Raw genomic sequence first — 17516 nt, forward strand, 5'->3', positions numbered from 1 at the left:
TAGGGATATCGACCTGGTATCCTTATGCTTACTAAAGTTTACGGTAGTGCAGTTTTTGGGGTCGATGCCCAGGTGATTACGATAGAAGTAAATGTAGGAAGGGGTATCGGTTACCATCTCGTGGGTCTTCCTGACAACGCGATCAAAGAAAGTAATTACCGGATCGCGGCAGCATTGACCAACAACGGTTATAAAATCCCCGGTAAGAAAATTACTATCAACCTGGCCCCGGCTGACCTTAGAAAGGAAGGTTCGGCGTATGATCTTCCCATTGCTTTTGGGATACTAATTGCTTCAGGTCAGATCAGAGCAACCGCTTCAGAAGACTATCTTATCATGGGGGAACTTTCCCTGGATGGTAGTTTACAGCCCATGAAAGGGGCTCTTCCCATTGCTATATGCGCAAGAGAAGCAGGCTTTAAAAACTTCATTTTACCTTGGGAGAATGCGGAAGAAGCAGCTATAGTCAGTGGGTTAAAGGTATATGGACTAAAGAATATCCGGGAATTAATCGAGCACTTTGATAAGGATATAGATTTACAGGAAAAGCAGGTAGATATACAGGCCATATTTTACGATCAGCAAAGCCAGGCCGAACATGATTTTTCAGATGTCAAGGGACAGGAGAGTATAAAGCGCTGTATGGAAATTGCAGCTGCCGGCGGCCATAATATCATCCTAATTGGCCCTCCTGGCTCAGGCAAAACAATGCTTGCAAAACGGCTCCCATCTATTTTACCTCCTATGACTTTAGATGAAGCCCTGGAAACTACGAAAATCCACAGTGTTGTAGGGCAACTGAAAAATTCGGGGCTAATGAGCCAGCGGCCATTTCGGAGCCCGCACCATACGATTTCCGATGTGGCTCTTGTAGGAGGAGGATCTTATCCTCAGCCCGGGGAGATCTCTTTATCACATAACGGGGTACTGTTCCTGGATGAACTGCCCGAATTTAAACGCAGTGTGTTGGAAGTCATGCGCCAACCCATAGAGGATAGGGAAGTCACCATTTCAAGAGCAAGGTTCACCGTCACCTATCCGAGCAGTTTTATGCTTGTCGCCAGCATGAATCCTAGTCCAAGCGGGTACTTCAATGATTCAGCCGCTCCCTGGAGCTCAACTCCATCAGAAATGCAACGTTACCTCGGGAAGATATCAGGTCCCCTCCTTGATCGCATAGATATACATGTAGAAGTAAATCCCGTACCTTTTGAACAACTTACCGAGAACAGGAGGGGAGAGCAGAGTATCGAAATCCGGAAGCGGGTGGTTGCAGCCAGGGACTTGCAAACTGCGAGGTTTAGAAAAGTTCCCAATATTCACTACAATGCCCAAATGAATACTAAGCAGATATTTTCATATTGTATGCTGACGCCCGAGTCCCTTTCATTGTTAAAGTCGGCGATGGAAAGGCTTAATCTCTCTGCACGGGCTTATGACCGGATTTTAAAGGTGTCCAGGACAATTGCCGACCTAGAGGCGTCTGATTCCATCAACGGTGAACATATTGCAGAAGCCATACAGTACCGAAGTTTAGATCGCGAAGGGTGGTTAGGATGACCTGTTTTATGCTATATGTTAAAACCCTGAATATTGTGTCTCTAATGCATAATATTATGACTAGAAAAAGGTTATTTATTAATATTCTATTATTTTCACGCGCTGACAGTCCCACGAAAAGCAACCTACTTATGTATCGATACAGACTTCATATAATAACATCTATAGTAATTATAGCAGCTATTGGCCTGAGTGTTGGTTTTATGTCACAAGAAGCAGCAGCACCATCAGAAAATATTAGTTCATCAGACCTGGCTGAAAAAGTACAGCCCAATCCGAAAGAAAACGCTCTACAGGTGAGGAGGCAACAGGAATTACAGATAGCATTACAAGCTTATTTTGACCAAGCCATCGCGTCCGGAGATATCGTTGGAGCAGGGGTGAGTATTGTAAAAGGAAATTCGATCGTGATCTCCGAAGGTTTCGGGAAAAAGAATATCCGTAGCCAGGAAGCGGTAGATGGCCAGACCATATTCAGGTTAGGATCACTTTCCAAAGGATTTGCCGGTATCCTTGCAGCCGATATAATAGATGAAGGTAAATTGCACTGGGAAGATAAGGTCAGGGATTATATTCCCGGATTTCAGTTGGGAGACCGTCAGAACACAGATAAAATCACCTTGGCCAATATATTGTCACATACCGCCGGAGCCCCATACCACAGTTATACTAATTTGATTGAAGCCGGTTTACCGCTTACAGATATTGCCACGCGTTTCAAAGAAGTAAATCCCATCAGCAAGCCGGGGGCAATGTATAGTTATCAAAATGCGCTTTTTGCCCTTTCGAGCGAGATGATACACAAAGCAACCGGAGAGGATATTACAAAATCCCTTGAGAATCGGTTTTTTAATCCTTTGGAAATGTGTTCTACGTCTATGGATCATGAAACATTAGTGAATGCCGGAAATGTCGCATTACCACATACAAGGTGGCGCAACAGTTGGAGACCAAGGCCATTAAATGATCATTATTATAACGCGGTAGCGGCAGGTGGAATTAGTGCTAACGCTGCAGACATGGGTAAATGGATGAAGTTTTTGCTCGGTCACCACCCGGACATCATGAATAAATCTGCCCTAGAGGAAGCTTTTACACCATTCATCGAGATAAAAGGGAGCCGAAAGTACTACCAGCGCTGGCCCGGACACGTATCCTCGTATTACGGCTATGGATGGAGAATCCATAAATTTGTCGAGGATAAAACTGCCCAGGAAAAAACCATATGGCACCACGGTGGAAGTGTTAACAATTACCGGAATGAAATTGCCATTTATCCTGAATCAGATATGGGTATTTGTGTTCTTTTAAATAGCAATTCCAAACTTGCTAAAACGGTAGTTCCTGATGTATACAAAATAGTTAAAGAGGTCTACCAGCAGACGGAAAGCCAGCTATCATTTAACGAAGTATCCATTGATACTGAACCTCTTGCCGCTTCGGCATCTTTCCACTAAGATTGCCGAGTAGCAACCTGCTTAATCAGAGGAGGAATATCTAGACTTTACCGGATTTTTCAACTTTATCTTATGACCACTTCACATACTTATCCCAAGTTACGTATTAGATAAAGCTGTTTTTCCCAGGATGTCAGAATCATTTTTATAATACTTGGAATGAGTCCGGGGTTCTTAACCCCACCCCTTGGTGAAGTTAGGTGTATTCAATGCAGAAAACATGCAGTGGAAATTCTTGTTTCCCGTGTTACAACCTGCCCGCACCAAACTGCGATCGGATAGAAGTAGGAACAAAGGTTAGAATGATAAAGGGATAATAGTTTTAAGGTCAAATGATAGTGTGATATATATCTGCCAATCACAAATCCTGCACGGGCAGATTCGTTTCACGGATATAGATAGATAGCTAAAGAACAATCAAAAACATACTAGAAGTAGGGCTCTATCCTTTTGGGGAAAGCCCCCTCCCCATGCCAAAAAGATAATTGGTTTCCCTGCAAGAAGCAAGCAGTGGGATTTTAGGTTACTGGGTTACAGCCCGCCCGAATGTACCGGCCGACTGCAAGGTGATTTTTAATTATACCAACTGCTGACTGTTGACTGCCTACTGCATACCGAAAACGGACCCACGGGGCCTTCGACCCCGCCCCACTTACAAATTAATGATTTTCAGTGCAAAAAACATGCATAATTTATAGTGACAGGGTTACAGAGTGACAACCCGCCCGCCAGACCGTATCAGTTCAGTTCGGGCAGGAACGTGCCGTCCGTTACGGGCGGGTTGCCAACTGCCAAGTACAAACTGTGAACTGCCAACCCGCCCAAGCCATACGGATTATTCGGGTCCAGGCATATTACAAGAGATATACCACCAGGAAACCGAGGTAAGTTCCCAGGGCGTTACCCAGGGTGCCAACCATGATGGCCGGGACAATAAGTTCGTTTCTGTCAAAGGTCTCCGCAAGGGCAATGGCCGTGGTTCCACCCCCGATATTTGCCTGGCTTACGATAGCTATCATCTCCCAATCTTTGTAGACCAAACCACCCAGGATAATTACCAGGACTCCATGTATTAGCACCCCTAGTGAAGCGAACAACAGCAAAGTAATACCGATTTCCTTAAGAGCGACAACAGAACTCAGTTCGCAATAAGCGCCGATAACCGCCAAGAAGAGGAATACCAGGTAAAGTCCCAGGGCATGTGCTCCTTTTAGCCGGGAAACAAAACGGGATTGGGCCAGGAGAATTCCTATGGTAGAAAGCGTGATGATAGAAGGGATGGCCGGGAAAATCCTGGTGAACCATTCAGTAATGACAAAAGCCCCGATACCCAGGAAGAGCAACCAGGATAAAGACTGAAGGCTCATAGAATCACCGTTGACACTTTCATCGGACCTTTGGGGTACGCCTATCTTCTTATCGGTCCAGAACCTGCGGAGTATATTGGGGATCGCTATGGTAATGATGATCCATAGCGTTGTAATTACATTATCTACAGCAATGGTTCCTGCATATAAAATACCCTTCTCCTGGAAATCGTATTCCAGGGCTACTGCGTTAAAATTTACGCTGCCCCCGGTATAGGTGCCGGTCAGCATGCCGGCCAGGACCCGGCCATCATCACCCAGGATATCCTGTGGAGAAATAATGGCCCATGAGATCAAAAACCCCAGGGTTGTTGCCAGCGAGCCTATGAGGAAAAGTACAATCATCGGGGCACCGGCGGTTCGTATGGAACGGAGGTTTACCCCAAGAAGGAGATAGAAGATAGAGATGGGGGCAACGTAGGTGAAAATTGCGTCATACAGCGGTATACTATCCGAAGCTGACGGGATGATCCCTATATTGGCGATCACCGCTGTAAAGAGGATGACCAACAGGGCCGCCCCAAGTTTTTTACCGATTGTAGTCTTTGCTGCGTAGATAGAGAGAACAACCATCAGGCAAAGTACGCCCAGGACGTATAGCGGGTTTTCGGAAATGCTCATTCTATAAATATATTACTTCTAGTATATTCTTGGCTGACGTGGTGTAGGAGTTGTTGAGGTTCTTAATAAAATCCCCTAAAAAGAATGAAACTTATTCTCCAGGTGGAACCAATAATAATCGCTCAACAGTCACCGAATCCACTTTTCTATCCGAGAAATACACTGGGAAATATTCATCCTTTGCCCAGCTTTCAAAAAGATTATCGTAGAAGTCACTTGCCGGGTCGCCTGATTGCCCGGGAGCATTAGTAGCTTCTGTAGCATCCCAGTCGCCGGAATTAACGATCATGCGGAAAGAAGCCCCGCTACTTTGCTGATTATTCCCTCCCGTCGATCCCGGGGTATAAGAATTACCTCCGCGTGGTAAAGGCCCAAGGTTCATCTTGCTCGCTAAACTGTCATTAACGATTTCACCCAGGGAATGAACCATGGCCGAGTGTTTAAATTTAGCCTGTCCATATTGCCATTGAGCTATATCAGGACCCAGGCTTTTCTCCAGTTCAGATACACTTTCCATGAATACACGGTGTATGAATTCATCTCTACCCTCCTCAGGATTAGAACCAAACCTTTCATCAGGATTCGTTACCCAGTCGATAATCCGCTTCATTTGTAAATAACTGATGATGTTTTTTGCCGCTTCAGGAATGAATTTTGCATCAGCCTCATCACCAAGCGTGTTTTCAAAGGCAACATAGATAGCAGCCGGGATAGACTCCGGCCCCAGGGTATGATCCCAGTTCTCGAGATATTGTTGGGCTTCAGCCGCTTTACCTGTAAATTGCAAATCCAGTATCAAAGGGGTTAATTTCCTTGCCGGAATGGAAACATAGTCCATCTGAAGTGCTTTCATATCCTTCATACTGAAGCTTTTTTCCTGGGATAATACTTCTTCAATGCGATATCCCCTGTACGGATCAGCCCAGGTATAACCTACAGCATTCCAGTGTTCATAATCTTCAGGAATAACATTCTGGTTGGCCGTGGCGATATACCCCTTTTCAGGATTCAAATCATGGGGTTTCTCTTTTATCGGGAGATACCCGTCCCATTCATAAGCGCCATTACCCGGTACGGGGACCAACCCGCTAAAATTTGGTCTGACGGGAGCTATACCTACTGCTTGCCATCCAATATTCCCTTCTTTATCCGCCCAGATCATGTTTTCGCCGGGAATGTGACTGTAGCTGCAGGCTTCCCGGAATTCTTCCCAGCTTTTAGCCTGGTCCATTCGCAATGAAGCCAGGTAGGGAGACCCACCGGGCTCAAGCCAGGCACAACGAACGGCATAAGCTTTATGGTTCAGGGTGTCTACCATGGTAACCGGGCCATGACGGGTGTATCTCAATGTTACCTCCCTGTTTTCTTTTCCCCTGACCGCGATGGTTTCTTTGATTTGTCGCATTTCTTCCCAACCATCACCGTAGCGGTACTGATCGGGGTTTTCCGGGTTCAGGTCATAAACATAAAGGTCTTCCCCGTCTGTCTCAAAGACCGTCAGACCCCAGCTTCCGTACTCGTTATGGCCTATAGAAATACCGGGAATTTCGGGTTCCCCACCACCAATGACATTCCATCCCGGGGCCACCAGGTGAGCCATATACCGTAGCGAAGGCACTGCGATCGTCCGATGAGGGTCATTGGCCATATAGGTATGTCCGTCAACGGTTCGGCTGTCATCAATTACCCAGTTATTACTGCCTATACCATGAGGATCAGTAAGACCGTCTCTGATATTGAGCAGTACCTTGGCAACTTGTTTGTGCCGGTAGTCCGGAACTATATCTTCCTGGCGGAATACTACTTTTTTCCGATAAGCCTTGTAAGGTGCCAGAATATCTCCCATGAGAAGCTTCGGGTCAATTGAAGGATCCATCTGAATATCAGGGTCCTTGGGATGAAACCAGTATAGGTCTTTCACCTTTTCCGGCCCCAATACAGCCACCGCCCGGCCTACCTCCAATTCATCTTCAATATTCCCGAGTAGTCCCTGGTGTCTCGAGATGACTACCTCCGGGGTCCATTTTTCAGGTTCTATTCCCAGGAGTTTAAATTCAATCGGCAGTTTTTCCGGTGTTTTGCGGATCTCTTCTATATAAGCATTTACCCCATTGGTATACGCCGTGATTATTTCCGCACCCCTTGGATGATAATAATTCATTTCTTCTGTCATATCTCCCCGGAATTTGAACAAGCGGGTGCCCAGGTCACGATCAAATTCACGCTCTCCCAGAATTTCGGCAACGGTACCTGTCGCCTGCCTTCTCCAAACCTCGAATTGAAAGAGCCGGTCCCGAGCTGCGGCGTAACCCTGTGCAAAGAAGAGATCGTGTTCATTTTCTGCATAGATGTGGTTTATGCCCCATTGATCTCTTTTTATCTCTACAGTTGCCTCCAGGCCAGCGAGTTTTACGTAATTTTTCGATTCGGTTTTACAGGAGAATAGGAGGAGGGTAAAGCACAGGAAAAGAATAATTCTCATGGTTGGTGTTTTAGTTGACGATCGGATCTTCTCGTAAATGAAGATAGAAAAAAATCTGATCTCCAAAAGTTTACAGCGCTCAAGCCCATATACCTGTTTATAGTGCATAAAAAAACACCCCTGGGGATGGAGTGTTTTTAGTGGTTATGATTATAAGTAAGCGTGTCGTTCCGTTATATTACTTGCTGTGATTGTTGAAGCCCTGCTTTTATCTGTAGGATGTCCTGTACCGTCTCCCGCATTTTTTCAGCAATAAGCATATGCGGTATTCTTAAAGTGGTAAATCCTTCATTCATGGATTGCATGGCTTCTTCAAGTTCTTCCATAGCTCTTTTATGGCTGTAGAGTTGAGGTTGATGGTCGATCTCAACATTCAGTTTCACCCTGGGCAGTGCGATGTCCACCGATTTCTTTCCATCCCACCAGGCCAGCATAGGGTTTTCCCCGGCTTCTTTTAATCCATAATAGAGTCGGATGGCTTGCAGGGATGTTTTTTGTCTTTTATTGAGTTTAAGCAGTCGGTCGTAGTGTCTTCTGCATAACTCCACACCGAAGAGTTCCATTGCGTTTTTGTGATCGATGTAGCTGAGTTCTTTATGGCATTCTAAGCAGGTCATTTAGTAGGTCTGTTGGGGGTTTGGGATAATTATAACAGCAGTATTTTTCGATTATTATATTTTCTCGATGTACGCCCCCCCGTTTTTAGATGAACTGCACATTTTTAGACGAACTGCACGATTTTAATCTTTTTTAAGCTTCAAATTTTACTTCTTATCCGTACGTACATCCTATAGAATCCTCCTATATTTACGAAAGTCACCCGCTAATAATTGCAGCATGTTTAAAAATATAGGACCGGGAGTTCTGGTTGCCGCCGCCTTTATCGGGCCGGGAACTGTCACCGTATGCACCCTTGCCGGGGTCGGCTTTGGGTACGCCTTACTCTGGACACTTCTATTATCAACCCTGGCGACCATGGTGCTACAGGAAATGGCTGCGCGACTTGGCCTGGTCACCCAAAATGGTTTAGCGGATGTGATCAGGGAGCAGCTAAGAACCCCGCTGCTTAGAAATTTGGTGCTGCTAATTGTACTCGGTGCAATCATCATTGGCAATACAGCTTATGAAGCGGGAAATATAGGGGGCGCTACCCTGGGCTTAGAAGCGGTCTTTGGGAATGTGTACACCTCTTTTTTTCCTTGGATCATAGGCTTAGCGGCATTTTTCCTGTTACTGGCCGGTAATTACAAGCTATTGGAAAAGGTATTTGTAAGCCTAGTATTGCTAATGAGTATATCGTTTATAATTACGGCTATCATCACAAAACCTGACATAGGTGCTGTATTGGACGGACTTTTATTGCCGGGACTTCCCGATGGTAGCTTCCTGACCGTTATCGCATTGGTTGGAACTACCGTGGTACCTTATAACCTGTTCCTTCACGCCTCCCTGGTCAATGAAAAATGGAAAGGAAAAGAAGATCTTGGTAAAGCCAGGGGGGATACCTTATGGGCTGTCGGACTCGGAGGTTTGGTTTCGATGACTATCGTAATTGCCGCCTCTGCTATCCCGGCTACAGAGGTTAATAACGCTTTAGACCTCGCAAAAGGGCTACAACCTTTGTTTGGAGAAGGGGCGCGCTACTTTATGGGAATAGGCCTTTTTGCGGCAGGGATCACCTCCTCCATTACAGCTCCCTTGGCTGCGGCTTACGTTGCTAATAGTTGTTTTGATTGGAAAGCTGATATGAAAGACGCCAGGTTCAGGGCAGTTTGGATGACGGTACTTCTTATTGGAGTTCTTTCGCTTTCCTTCGGATTCAGGCCGATTGAGATCATCAAGTTTGCCCAGGTAGCCAATGGGCTACTTTTACCGGTAATCGCGATCTTCCTGCTCTGGGTGGTCAATAAGTCTTCCGTATTAGGGGAATACAGGAATAGTGTTCTACAAAATATTTTTGCCGTGGTCATCATAGGACTGGCCTTATTGCTCGGAGCTAAAAGTATTATAACCGTATTTAACCCTTAAGAAAATGCACAGGAGAAAAATTGATATCAATTGTGATGTAGGAGAGGGAATAGGGAATGAAGCTGAACTTTTCCCTTACATAAGTTCGTGCAGTATTGCCTGTGGAGGTCATGCAGGAGATGAAGCGGAGATAAGACGAGTACTCTCTCTTGCCAATAGCCATGGGATTAAAATGGGGGCTCATCCTTCATACCCTGATCAGGAAAATTTTGGCAGGATTTCCATGAGCTTAACGAAAAGCGAACTGATTAATACCATCAGGCAGCAATTATCCCTAATCTGTAGAATTGCGGAAGAAGAGAATTGTACCTTATACCATATTAAACCTCATGGCGCACTATACAATGACATTGCTACAGATAGATCCCTTAGCAAATCTTTCCTGGAAGCGATAAAACCATATGATGATGAGTTGGTAATTTATACGCCCTATGGATCAGCACTGGTAGAAGAAGCCATTGGGTTGGGGAGAAGAATTGTTTTTGAAGCTTTTGGGGACAGGGCTTATAACAATGACCTGAGTTTGGTCTCGAGAAAACAGGAAGGTTCCATGATCGAGTCGCCCGAGGAAGTTTTGAATCACATGTTAAGAATGATCCTTAAAAGAGAGGTCAGAAGCATAGACCATAAAGATATTTCAATAGAGGCAAAGACCTTTTGTATTCACGGGGATACACCTTCTGCATTGCAAATATTGACGTATATTTCAAAAGAATTACCCAAATACGGAATATACCTGGACAAGTGAATAAATACCCTATATCCATAGAGCCCTTCGGGGAATATGCCATGTTAATTAAATGGCCGGAAGAAGTTAAGGAGTCTATCCTTGAAGATATGCTGCAGTTCAGCAGCTACCTCGAGAGCAACTGCCTTAAGAAAGAAAAGTGGGAACTGGTCCCGGCCTATCATACCATGGCAGTCATCAGGAGAGTGCCCATAGAGGACAGTGCTAACCTGAAGCGAGAATTGCTAATGTGGTATGAAAAAGCGACTAAGGCCGAAAGCCCCGATCGATTTCTCTGGAAACTGCCCGTATGTTATGATAAAGAATTTGCACCTGATCTGCCTGAAGTGTCTGAGAAACTCGGAATGACCCCAGAAGAGCTGGTCAGTTTACATACCTCTTGCACTTATACAGTATATGGCTTAGGGTTTCTGCCCGGTTTTATGTACCTGGGTGGTCTTCCGGAAAGCTTGCAGGTTCCCCGGAGAGAGCATCCGCGGATGAAGGTTGAGGCCGGATCCGTAGGACTCGCCGGGCAACAGACTGGTGTCTACCCCCAGGAATCACCGGGGGGGTGGAATATTATCGGCAATTGTCCCATACAGAGTTTTAACTCGGAGAATGACCCTCCTAGCTTTATAAGTACCGGGGATAAGATTCGTTTTTACGAGATCAGTGAAGGAGAGTACCAGTTATTTAAATTAGAGTCGGAAGTTGGTATTCATAAAATAGAAAAAATTAAGTTGGATGCTGACAGTTAAGAAAACGGGCCTATATACAAGTATACAGGACCTGGGACGATTTGGTTACCGGAAGTTAGGTGTCCCCGGATCAGGTGCTATGGACAGTTATGCCGCTTCCGTTGCCAACTCTTTACTTGAAAACGAGGAAGAAGATGCCGTACTCGAGATCACTATGACAGGACCAACCTTGGTTTTTGAGAAGGCTACCTATATCGCAACATCCGGTGCAGAGTTGTCAATGAAATGCAATGATGAATCCTTGGAGAAGAATAGCGTGCATAAGATAGAGGCCGGGGATGAAATTTCTTTTGGTCAGTTAGAACATGGGTTCAGGGGCTACCTGGCCGTTAAAGGCGGATTTAAGACTAAAATGGTGCTCGGCAGCAGATCCTTTTATTTCCCGGTAACGGACTTAGCAATGGTTAAGGAACACATGCAGATCCCTTACGAGGAAACCTTGGATTTTGAACCGAGGATCAGCAGTGTGACCACCAAGGGGTTTTATAAAGAAAATATACTGAAAGTAAGCCCGGGACCGGAGTATGCTATGTTGAACGACACCCAACTGGAAGCGATATTCAGTAAGAACTTCACCATCGCTAAAGAAAATAATCGCATGGCCTATCAACTGGAAGAAGCTATTGAAGGTCATAAAATGAGCATGCTAACTTCGGCAACCCTGCCGGGTACTATACAGTTTACTCCTGCCGGTAAACTAATCATACTGATGCGAGACGGGCAGACCACCGGAGGATACCCAAGGGTTTTGCAGCTTTCTTCTACGGCGGTTTCCCTGCTGGCACAGAAGAAATACGGGGATCATATCCGTTTAAGAATGCATTGATAAAAACTTCTGTTACTTTTTTACCCCTGCTGGATATAATAACAATACACCTCTTAAGTTGCTGTTTATCAATAATTTAAGTGTTATTGACAGGCATTGAATTTATCCTCTTTCCCTTCTGCCGGAATCCTGCCCTAGTCAAAGGCTTATCTTTGAAAGTCATTGTAATTAGGAAGACGCACCGCATATATGGAATTGAATAAATACAGCAAGCAAATTACCCAGGATCCTTCTCAACCGGCTTCCCAGGCCATGCTTTATGCCCTGGGGTTAAAAGAAGAGGACATGAATAAACCTTTTGTCGGTATCGGAAGTACCGGTTATGAAGGCAATCCTTGTAATATGCACCTCAATGACCTTGCCCAGGATGTAAAATCCGGTGTTGCCGAGGCAGGAATGGTCGGATTGGTATTCAATACCATTGGTGTCAGCGACGGTATATCTATGGGGACCTATGGGATGAGGTATTCCCTACCGTCCAGGGATATTATCGCCGACTCCATGGAAACCGTGGTACAAGCGATGAATTACGATGGACTGGTGACTGTCGTGGGATGCGATAAGAATATGCCGGGAGCTCTAATGGCGATGATACGGCTGAACAGGCCCAGTGTTATGGTCTACGGGGGCACAATTGCATCAGGATGTGTAAGGAATAAAAGTCTTGATGTAGTCTCCGCCTTTGAAGCCTGGGGTGAAAAAGTTGCAGGCAGTATCAATGAAGAGGAATACAAAGAAGTGATTCAGAATGCCTGCCCAGGTGCAGGCGCGTGCGGAGGTATGTACACGGCAAATACTATGGCTTCTGCCATTGAAGCCCTTGGTATGGCTTTACCCTATAATTCTTCTAACCCTGCTGTAGGTAAGGATAAGAAGGAAGATTGTATTAAAGCCGGTAAGGCACTCCGGGTACTGATGGAGAAGGACATTAAGCCCTTGGACATCCTCAGCCGTAAGTCTTTTGAAAATGCGGTGCGACTGATCATTGTTCTTGGCGGGTCTACCAATGCAGTCTTACATTTCCTGGCTATTGCCAAAGCTGCTGACATCAATTTTACCCTGGATGATTTTCAGCGTATCAGTGATACAACCCCATTCCTTGCAGATCTGAAACCGAGCGGGAAATACCTGATGGAAGATGTTTACCGGGTAGGCGGGATTCCGGCTGTAATGAAATTTATGCTCGATAACGATATGTTGCATGGCGATTGCCTTACCGTTACCGGTAAAACCTTGGCTGAAAACCTGAAAGACATCCCTGAACTTAAGTCAGGTCAGGAAGTAATTCATCCCATTAGTGATCCAATTAAGTCAACGGGACATTTGAGGGTCCTTTATGGTAACCTCGCTGAAGAAGGAGCCGTAGCAAAGATCACCGGGAAAGAAGGATTACATTTTACGGGTCCTGCGAAGGTGTTCGAAGATGAGTTTAAAGCAAATGAAGGTATAGGCAAAGGATTGGTCAAAAAAGGAGATGTGGTCGTCATTCGATATGAAGGTCCAAAAGGAGGCCCGGGAATGCCAGAGATGTTGAAGCCAACTTCAGCCATTATGGGGGCAGGTCTTGGTAAGGATGTAGCCCTGATCACCGATGGTCGGTTTTCAGGAGGCACCCATGGTTTTGTCGTGGGGCATATCTCGCCCGAAGCCCAGGAAGGGGGTACAATTGCCCTTTTAAAAGATGGAGATATGATTACCATTGATGCAGAGGAGAATAGTATTAGTGTAGCACTCAGCGAAGAAGAGCTCCAAGCTCGTAAGGACGCATGGTCTCCTCCACCGTTAAAGGTTAAAAGGGGTAGCCTTTTTAAATATGCCAAAACAGTGTCGTCAGCTTCCCAGGGTTGTGTGACCGACGAGTTATAACAATACTAACATAGTAGAGCAGGTCTATGGAAACTTTAAAAGACAAAAAAACGAAGAAAGAAAGCGGAATACGTTCTAAGATCAGTGGAGCAGAGGCAATTATACACTGCCTGCTGGCAGAGGGGGTAGACATAATTTATGGGTATCCCGGGGGCGCCATTATGCCGGTCTATGATGAATTGTACAAGTTCCAGGATCAATTATCCCACATCCTTACTCGGCACGAACAAGGTGCAGCTCATGCTGCCCAGGGTTATGCCAGGGCCACGGGGAAAGTTGGAGTTGCAATGGCTACCTCCGGTCCGGGTGCGACAAATCTTGTAACCGGCCTGGCAGACGCCCAGATCGATTCCACGCCAATGGTTTGCATCACCGGGCAGGTGCCCAGGCATCTATTGGGATCAGATGCTTTCCAGGAAACTGATATAATTGGAATTTCAACACCGGTTACTAAATGGAACTACCAAGTGACCAAGGCATCAGAGATTCCCGAGATCATGGCTAAAGCCTTTTATATAGCAAAATCAGGAAGGCCGGGCCCGGTATTGGTTGATATCACTAAAAATGCCCAGTTTGATGAATTGGAATTTGATTATAAACCATGTAACCAGGTGAGAAGTTACCAACCTTATCCCGAGCCGGATAAGGGTAGCCTTCAGGAGGCTGCGGCATTGATCAATAATGCTAAAAAGCCTTACATCGTTTACGGGCAGGGGGTTATCCTGGGCAAGGCTGAGAAAGAATTGAAAGCGTTCGTTGAAAAAGCCGGCATTCCCGCTGCGTGGACCATACTGGGATTATCAGCGATGGAGACCGATCATCCGCTAAATGTAGGCATGGTGGGCATGCACGGTAATTATGGTCCCAATGTACTTACGAACGAGTGTGATTTACTTATCGCCATCGGAATGCGCTTTGATGACCGGGTGACCGGTGACCTGGATACCTACGCTAAACAGGCCAAGATCATCCACTTTGAGATAGATCCAGCCGAGATTGATAAGAATGTCAAGGTTGATGTGGCTGTTCTGGGCAACGCAAAAGATTCTCTACAGCAACTGCTGCCAATGATAAAGGAAAACAGCCACGAGTCATGGCATAATGAGTTCAAGAAAAAACATCAGCAAGAGTACGAAGCAGTCATTAAAGCCGACCTGAATCCACAGAAACCCGGTCTCACTATGGGAGAAGTGATAGGTGCTATCAACAAAGCATCAGGTGATAACGCAGTTATTGTTTCAGACGTTGGCCAGCATCAGATGATCGCTTGCAGGTATGCTCGCTTTACCCAGTCTAAAAGTAATATTACTTCCGGGGGTCTTGGAACCATGGGCTTTGCGCTCCCAGCGGCCATTGGGGCTAAAATGGGGGCAGAAGATCGTGAAGTTGTCGCCATCATAGGAGATGGCGGGTACCAGATGAATATACAGGAACTGGCAACGATCTTCCAGAACAAGACCGCCGTTAAAATAGTGGTGCTCAACAATGAACACCTGGGTATGGTTCGCCAGTGGCAGGAATTGTTCTTTGAAAAGCGTTATGCCTCCACTGTGATGACCAACCCTGACTTCGTGAAAATTGCAGAAGGATACCACCTAAAAGCCAGGAGGGTAGAAGAAAGGTCAGATCTGCAGGAGGCAGTTACGGAGATGATACAGTCCAAGGAACCGTATTTCTTGGAGGTTAGAGTAGAAAAAGAGGACAATGTCTTCCCGATGATCCCTTCGGGCGCATCAGTATCGGACATTCGATTAAAATAATACAGCATGGAAAAAAAATGGTTTACCATTTCAGTATATTCTGAGAACAACGTGGGACTCCTGAACAGGATTTCCGGAATTTTCCTGAAGAGACACATTAACATTGAGAGTTTAAATGTCTCAAAATCAGAGATAGAAGGGGTGTCTAAGTTTACCGTGGTTGTCTTTACAACGGAAGACTGGACGCGTAAGATCGTTATGCAGATTGAAAAACAGATCGAGGTAATCAAGGCTTTTTACCACACGGATGAAGAAACCATCTACCAGGAATCAGCACTCTTTAAGATTGCGTCGCACTTGTTGTTCGATGAACGGCAGATACAGAATATTATCAAGGATAATCATTCCCAGATCGTGACGGTATCCAGGGATTTTTTTGTTCTGGCTAAAACCGGTAAACGGGAAGAGATAGAAGAAATGTACAAGCAACTTAAGCCCTACGGGATCATGCAATTTGTCAGGTCCGGGCGAATTACGGTGACCAAGGCAGAGATGAAGATCTCTTCCTTCCTGGCCGCCATGGAGGAAAAATAATCAAACCAATATTTATTTATCAAATAATCATTACAACAAATGGCAAATTATTTCAATACACTTTCCTTACGTGAACAACTGATGCAACTGGGTAAATGCCGGTTTATGGAGTCGAGCGAGTTTTTGGATGGTGTATCCGCATTAAAAGGTAAAAAAATAGTAATTATAGGCTGTGGAGCACAAGGGCTCAACCAAGGGCTTAACATGAGGGACTCCGGTCTTGATGTGGGCTATACCCTTAGGGAAGCGGCAATCTCGGAAGAGCGGCCATCGTACCAGAATGCCAAGGAAAATGGATTCAAAGTGGGTACCTATAAAGAAATGATACCCTCTGCAGACCTGGTGATCAATCTCACCCCGGATAAACAGCATACGGCAGTGATCAAAGCGGTAATGCCACAAATGAAAAAAGGAGCCACACTATCGTATTCCCATGGTTTTAATATAGTGGAAGAAGGCATGAAGGTGCGTGAGGATCTCACCGTGATCATGGTCGCCCCAAAAAGCCCGGGATCAGAGGTGCGAGAAGAGTATAAACGCGGATTCGGGGTGCCTACCCTGATCGCTGTTCACCCGGAGAATGATCCGGAGCATAAAGGGTTGGAGCAGGCCAAGGCATATGCAGTAGCCACAGGTGGTCATAAAGCAGGGGTACTGGAATCTTCGTTTGTCGCCGAAGTAAAATCGGATCTTATGGGAGAACAGACGATTCTTTGCGGTCTTCTGCAGACAGGATCCATACTTTGTTTTGATAAGATGATTGCAGAAGGAATAGAACCCGGCTATGCGTCCAAATTGATTCAGTATGGATGGGAGACCGTGACTGAAGGACTGAAGTACGGAGGGATTACGAATATGATGGATCGGTTATCCAACCCGGCAAAGATCAAGGCATTTGAACTGTCCGAAGAACTTAAGGAGATCATGAGGCCATTGTTCAACAAACACATGGATGATATCATGAGTGGTCACTTCTCGAAAACTATGATGGAGGATTGGGCCAATGATGATAAAAACCTCCACGCGTGGCGTGCAGCGACAGGAGAAACAGCTTTTGAAAAAACGCCCGCAGGGGATCACAAGATTTCCGAACAGGAATATTATGATCATGGCGTGTTAATGGTGGCTATGGTCAGGGCAGGAGTAGAGCTTGCTTACGAGGCGATGACCGAATCGGGTATTATCGGGGAATCGGCTTACTACGAATCCCTGCACGAAACTCCTCTGATTGCCAATACCATTGCGCGGAAAAAACTTTTTGAAATGAACCGGGTTATCTCGGATACTGCAGAATATGGCTGCTATCTATTTGATCACGCCTGTAAACCACTTTTAGCCGATTTTATGAAAAAAGTAGGCACCGATGTGATAGGGAAAGGATACGCCAGTGACAAAGGCAACGGGGTTGATAATGCCAAGCTCATCGCTGTTAATAAAGCTTTGAGAGAACACCCTGTTGAAATCGTAGGTGCAAGGCTAAGAGCATCAATGACAGCGATGAAACCCCTGGCTTAAAATTAACTCGAT

General features: G+C 45.6%; 13 protein-coding genes. 10 read left to right on the forward strand and 3 right to left on the reverse strand.

The features are described 5' to 3' along the window. The first annotated feature begins 24 nt into the window (after window positions 1-24). Window positions 25-1560: a YifB family Mg chelatase-like AAA ATPase gene (locus tag PP178_RS07510; RefSeq protein ID WP_272593721.1), complete on the forward strand. Its 1536-nt coding sequence runs from the start codon at window positions 25-27 to the stop codon at window positions 1558-1560. A 131-nt stretch (window positions 1561-1691) separates the two neighbouring features. Beyond that, entirely contained in the window at window positions 1692-3017 is a 1326-nt protein-coding gene (locus PP178_RS07515; protein WP_272593722.1) for a serine hydrolase domain-containing protein, read from the forward strand. An 854-nt stretch (window positions 3018-3871) separates the two neighbouring features. Here PP178_RS07515 and PP178_RS07520 read toward each other — a convergent pair. From PP178_RS07520 to PP178_RS07530, 3 genes are all read right to left on the reverse strand, one after another. Next, window positions 3872-5005, reverse strand: coding sequence for a DUF819 family protein (locus PP178_RS07520; RefSeq protein WP_272593723.1), 1134 nt, complete (start codon window positions 5003-5005; stop codon window positions 3872-3874). A gap of 91 nt (window positions 5006-5096) precedes the next feature. Continuing rightward, entirely contained in the window at window positions 5097-7487 is a 2391-nt protein-coding gene (locus tag PP178_RS07525; protein ID WP_272593724.1) for a penicillin acylase family protein, read from the reverse strand. Between the two features lie 173 nt (window positions 7488-7660). Continuing rightward, window positions 7661-8104 (reverse strand): hypothetical protein, encoded by a 444-nt coding sequence (locus PP178_RS07530; RefSeq protein ID WP_272593725.1) that lies wholly within the window; start codon window positions 8102-8104, stop codon window positions 7661-7663. Between the two features lie 220 nt (window positions 8105-8324). On the opposite strand from PP178_RS07530, the gene PP178_RS07535 reads away from it, so the two are divergent. From PP178_RS07535 to ilvC, 8 genes are all read left to right on the forward strand, one after another. Beyond that, window positions 8325-9515 carry an Nramp family divalent metal transporter gene (locus PP178_RS07535; protein ID WP_272593726.1) on the forward strand — a complete coding sequence of 397 codons (1191 nt, stop codon included), beginning with the start codon at window positions 8325-8327 and terminating at the stop codon, window positions 9513-9515. Window positions 9516-9519: 4 nt separating this feature from the next. After that, window positions 9520-10263, forward strand: a complete 744-nt coding sequence (gene pxpA, locus PP178_RS07540) for a 5-oxoprolinase subunit PxpA (RefSeq protein WP_272593727.1) — start codon at window positions 9520-9522, stop codon at window positions 10261-10263. Continuing rightward, window positions 10260-11003, forward strand: coding sequence for a 5-oxoprolinase subunit PxpB (gene pxpB, locus PP178_RS07545; RefSeq protein ID WP_272593728.1), 744 nt, complete (start codon window positions 10260-10262; stop codon window positions 11001-11003). Before pxpA ends, pxpB begins: the two co-directional genes overlap by 4 nt. Next, a complete protein-coding gene (locus PP178_RS07550) occupies window positions 10990-11829 on the forward strand; it encodes a biotin-dependent carboxyltransferase family protein (protein ID WP_272593729.1) in 840 nt (279 codons plus the stop codon). Before pxpB ends, PP178_RS07550 begins: the two co-directional genes overlap by 14 nt. Window positions 11830-12018: 189 nt before the next feature. After that, a complete protein-coding gene (gene ilvD / locus PP178_RS07555; protein ID WP_272593730.1) occupies window positions 12019-13695 on the forward strand; it encodes a dihydroxy-acid dehydratase in 1677 nt (558 codons plus the stop codon). A 26-nt stretch (window positions 13696-13721) separates the two neighbouring features. Continuing rightward, entirely contained in the window at window positions 13722-15455 is a 1734-nt protein-coding gene (gene ilvB, locus PP178_RS07560) for a biosynthetic-type acetolactate synthase large subunit (RefSeq protein ID WP_272593731.1), read from the forward strand. A gap of 6 nt (window positions 15456-15461) precedes the next feature. Continuing rightward, window positions 15462-15989, forward strand: a complete 528-nt coding sequence (gene ilvN / locus PP178_RS07565; RefSeq protein WP_272593732.1) for an acetolactate synthase small subunit — start codon at window positions 15462-15464, stop codon at window positions 15987-15989. A 39-nt stretch (window positions 15990-16028) separates the two neighbouring features. Continuing rightward, window positions 16029-17504, forward strand: coding sequence for a ketol-acid reductoisomerase (gene ilvC, locus PP178_RS07570; protein ID WP_272593733.1), 1476 nt, complete (start codon window positions 16029-16031; stop codon window positions 17502-17504). The last annotated feature ends 12 nt before the right edge of the window (window positions 17505-17516 follow it).

The sequence above is a fragment of the Zeaxanthinibacter sp. PT1 genome, from assembly GCF_028464225.1.
In the GTDB taxonomy this organism is placed as follows: domain Bacteria; phylum Bacteroidota; class Bacteroidia; order Flavobacteriales; family Flavobacteriaceae; genus Zeaxanthinibacter.

Bases quoted from the DNA above. Each gene is read 5' to 3' on its own strand.
- PP178_RS07510 (WP_272593721.1), top strand. From the start codon at position 25: ATGCTTACTAAAGTTTACGGTAGTGCAGTTTTTGGGGTCGATGCCCAG.
- PP178_RS07515 (WP_272593722.1), top strand. From the start codon at position 1,692: ATGTATCGATACAGACTTCATATAATAACATCTATAGTAATTATAGCA.
- PP178_RS07520 (WP_272593723.1), bottom strand. From the start codon at position 5,005: ATGAGCATTTCCGAAAACCCGCTATACGTCCTGGGCGTACTTTGCCTG.
- PP178_RS07525 (WP_272593724.1), bottom strand. From the start codon at position 7,487: ATGAGAATTATTCTTTTCCTGTGCTTTACCCTCCTCCTATTCTCCTGT.
- PP178_RS07530 (WP_272593725.1), bottom strand. From the start codon at position 8,104: ATGACCTGCTTAGAATGCCATAAAGAACTCAGCTACATCGATCACAAA.
- PP178_RS07535 (WP_272593726.1), top strand. From the start codon at position 8,325: ATGTTTAAAAATATAGGACCGGGAGTTCTGGTTGCCGCCGCCTTTATC.
- pxpA (WP_272593727.1), top strand. From the start codon at position 9,520: ATGCACAGGAGAAAAATTGATATCAATTGTGATGTAGGAGAGGGAATA.
- PP178_RS07550 (WP_272593729.1), top strand. From the start codon at position 10,990: ATGCTGACAGTTAAGAAAACGGGCCTATATACAAGTATACAGGACCTG.
- ilvD (WP_272593730.1), top strand. From the start codon at position 12,019: ATGGAATTGAATAAATACAGCAAGCAAATTACCCAGGATCCTTCTCAA.
- ilvB (WP_272593731.1), top strand. From the start codon at position 13,722: ATGGAAACTTTAAAAGACAAAAAAACGAAGAAAGAAAGCGGAATACGT.
- ilvN (WP_272593732.1), top strand. From the start codon at position 15,462: ATGGAAAAAAAATGGTTTACCATTTCAGTATATTCTGAGAACAACGTG.
- ilvC (WP_272593733.1), top strand. From the start codon at position 16,029: ATGGCAAATTATTTCAATACACTTTCCTTACGTGAACAACTGATGCAA.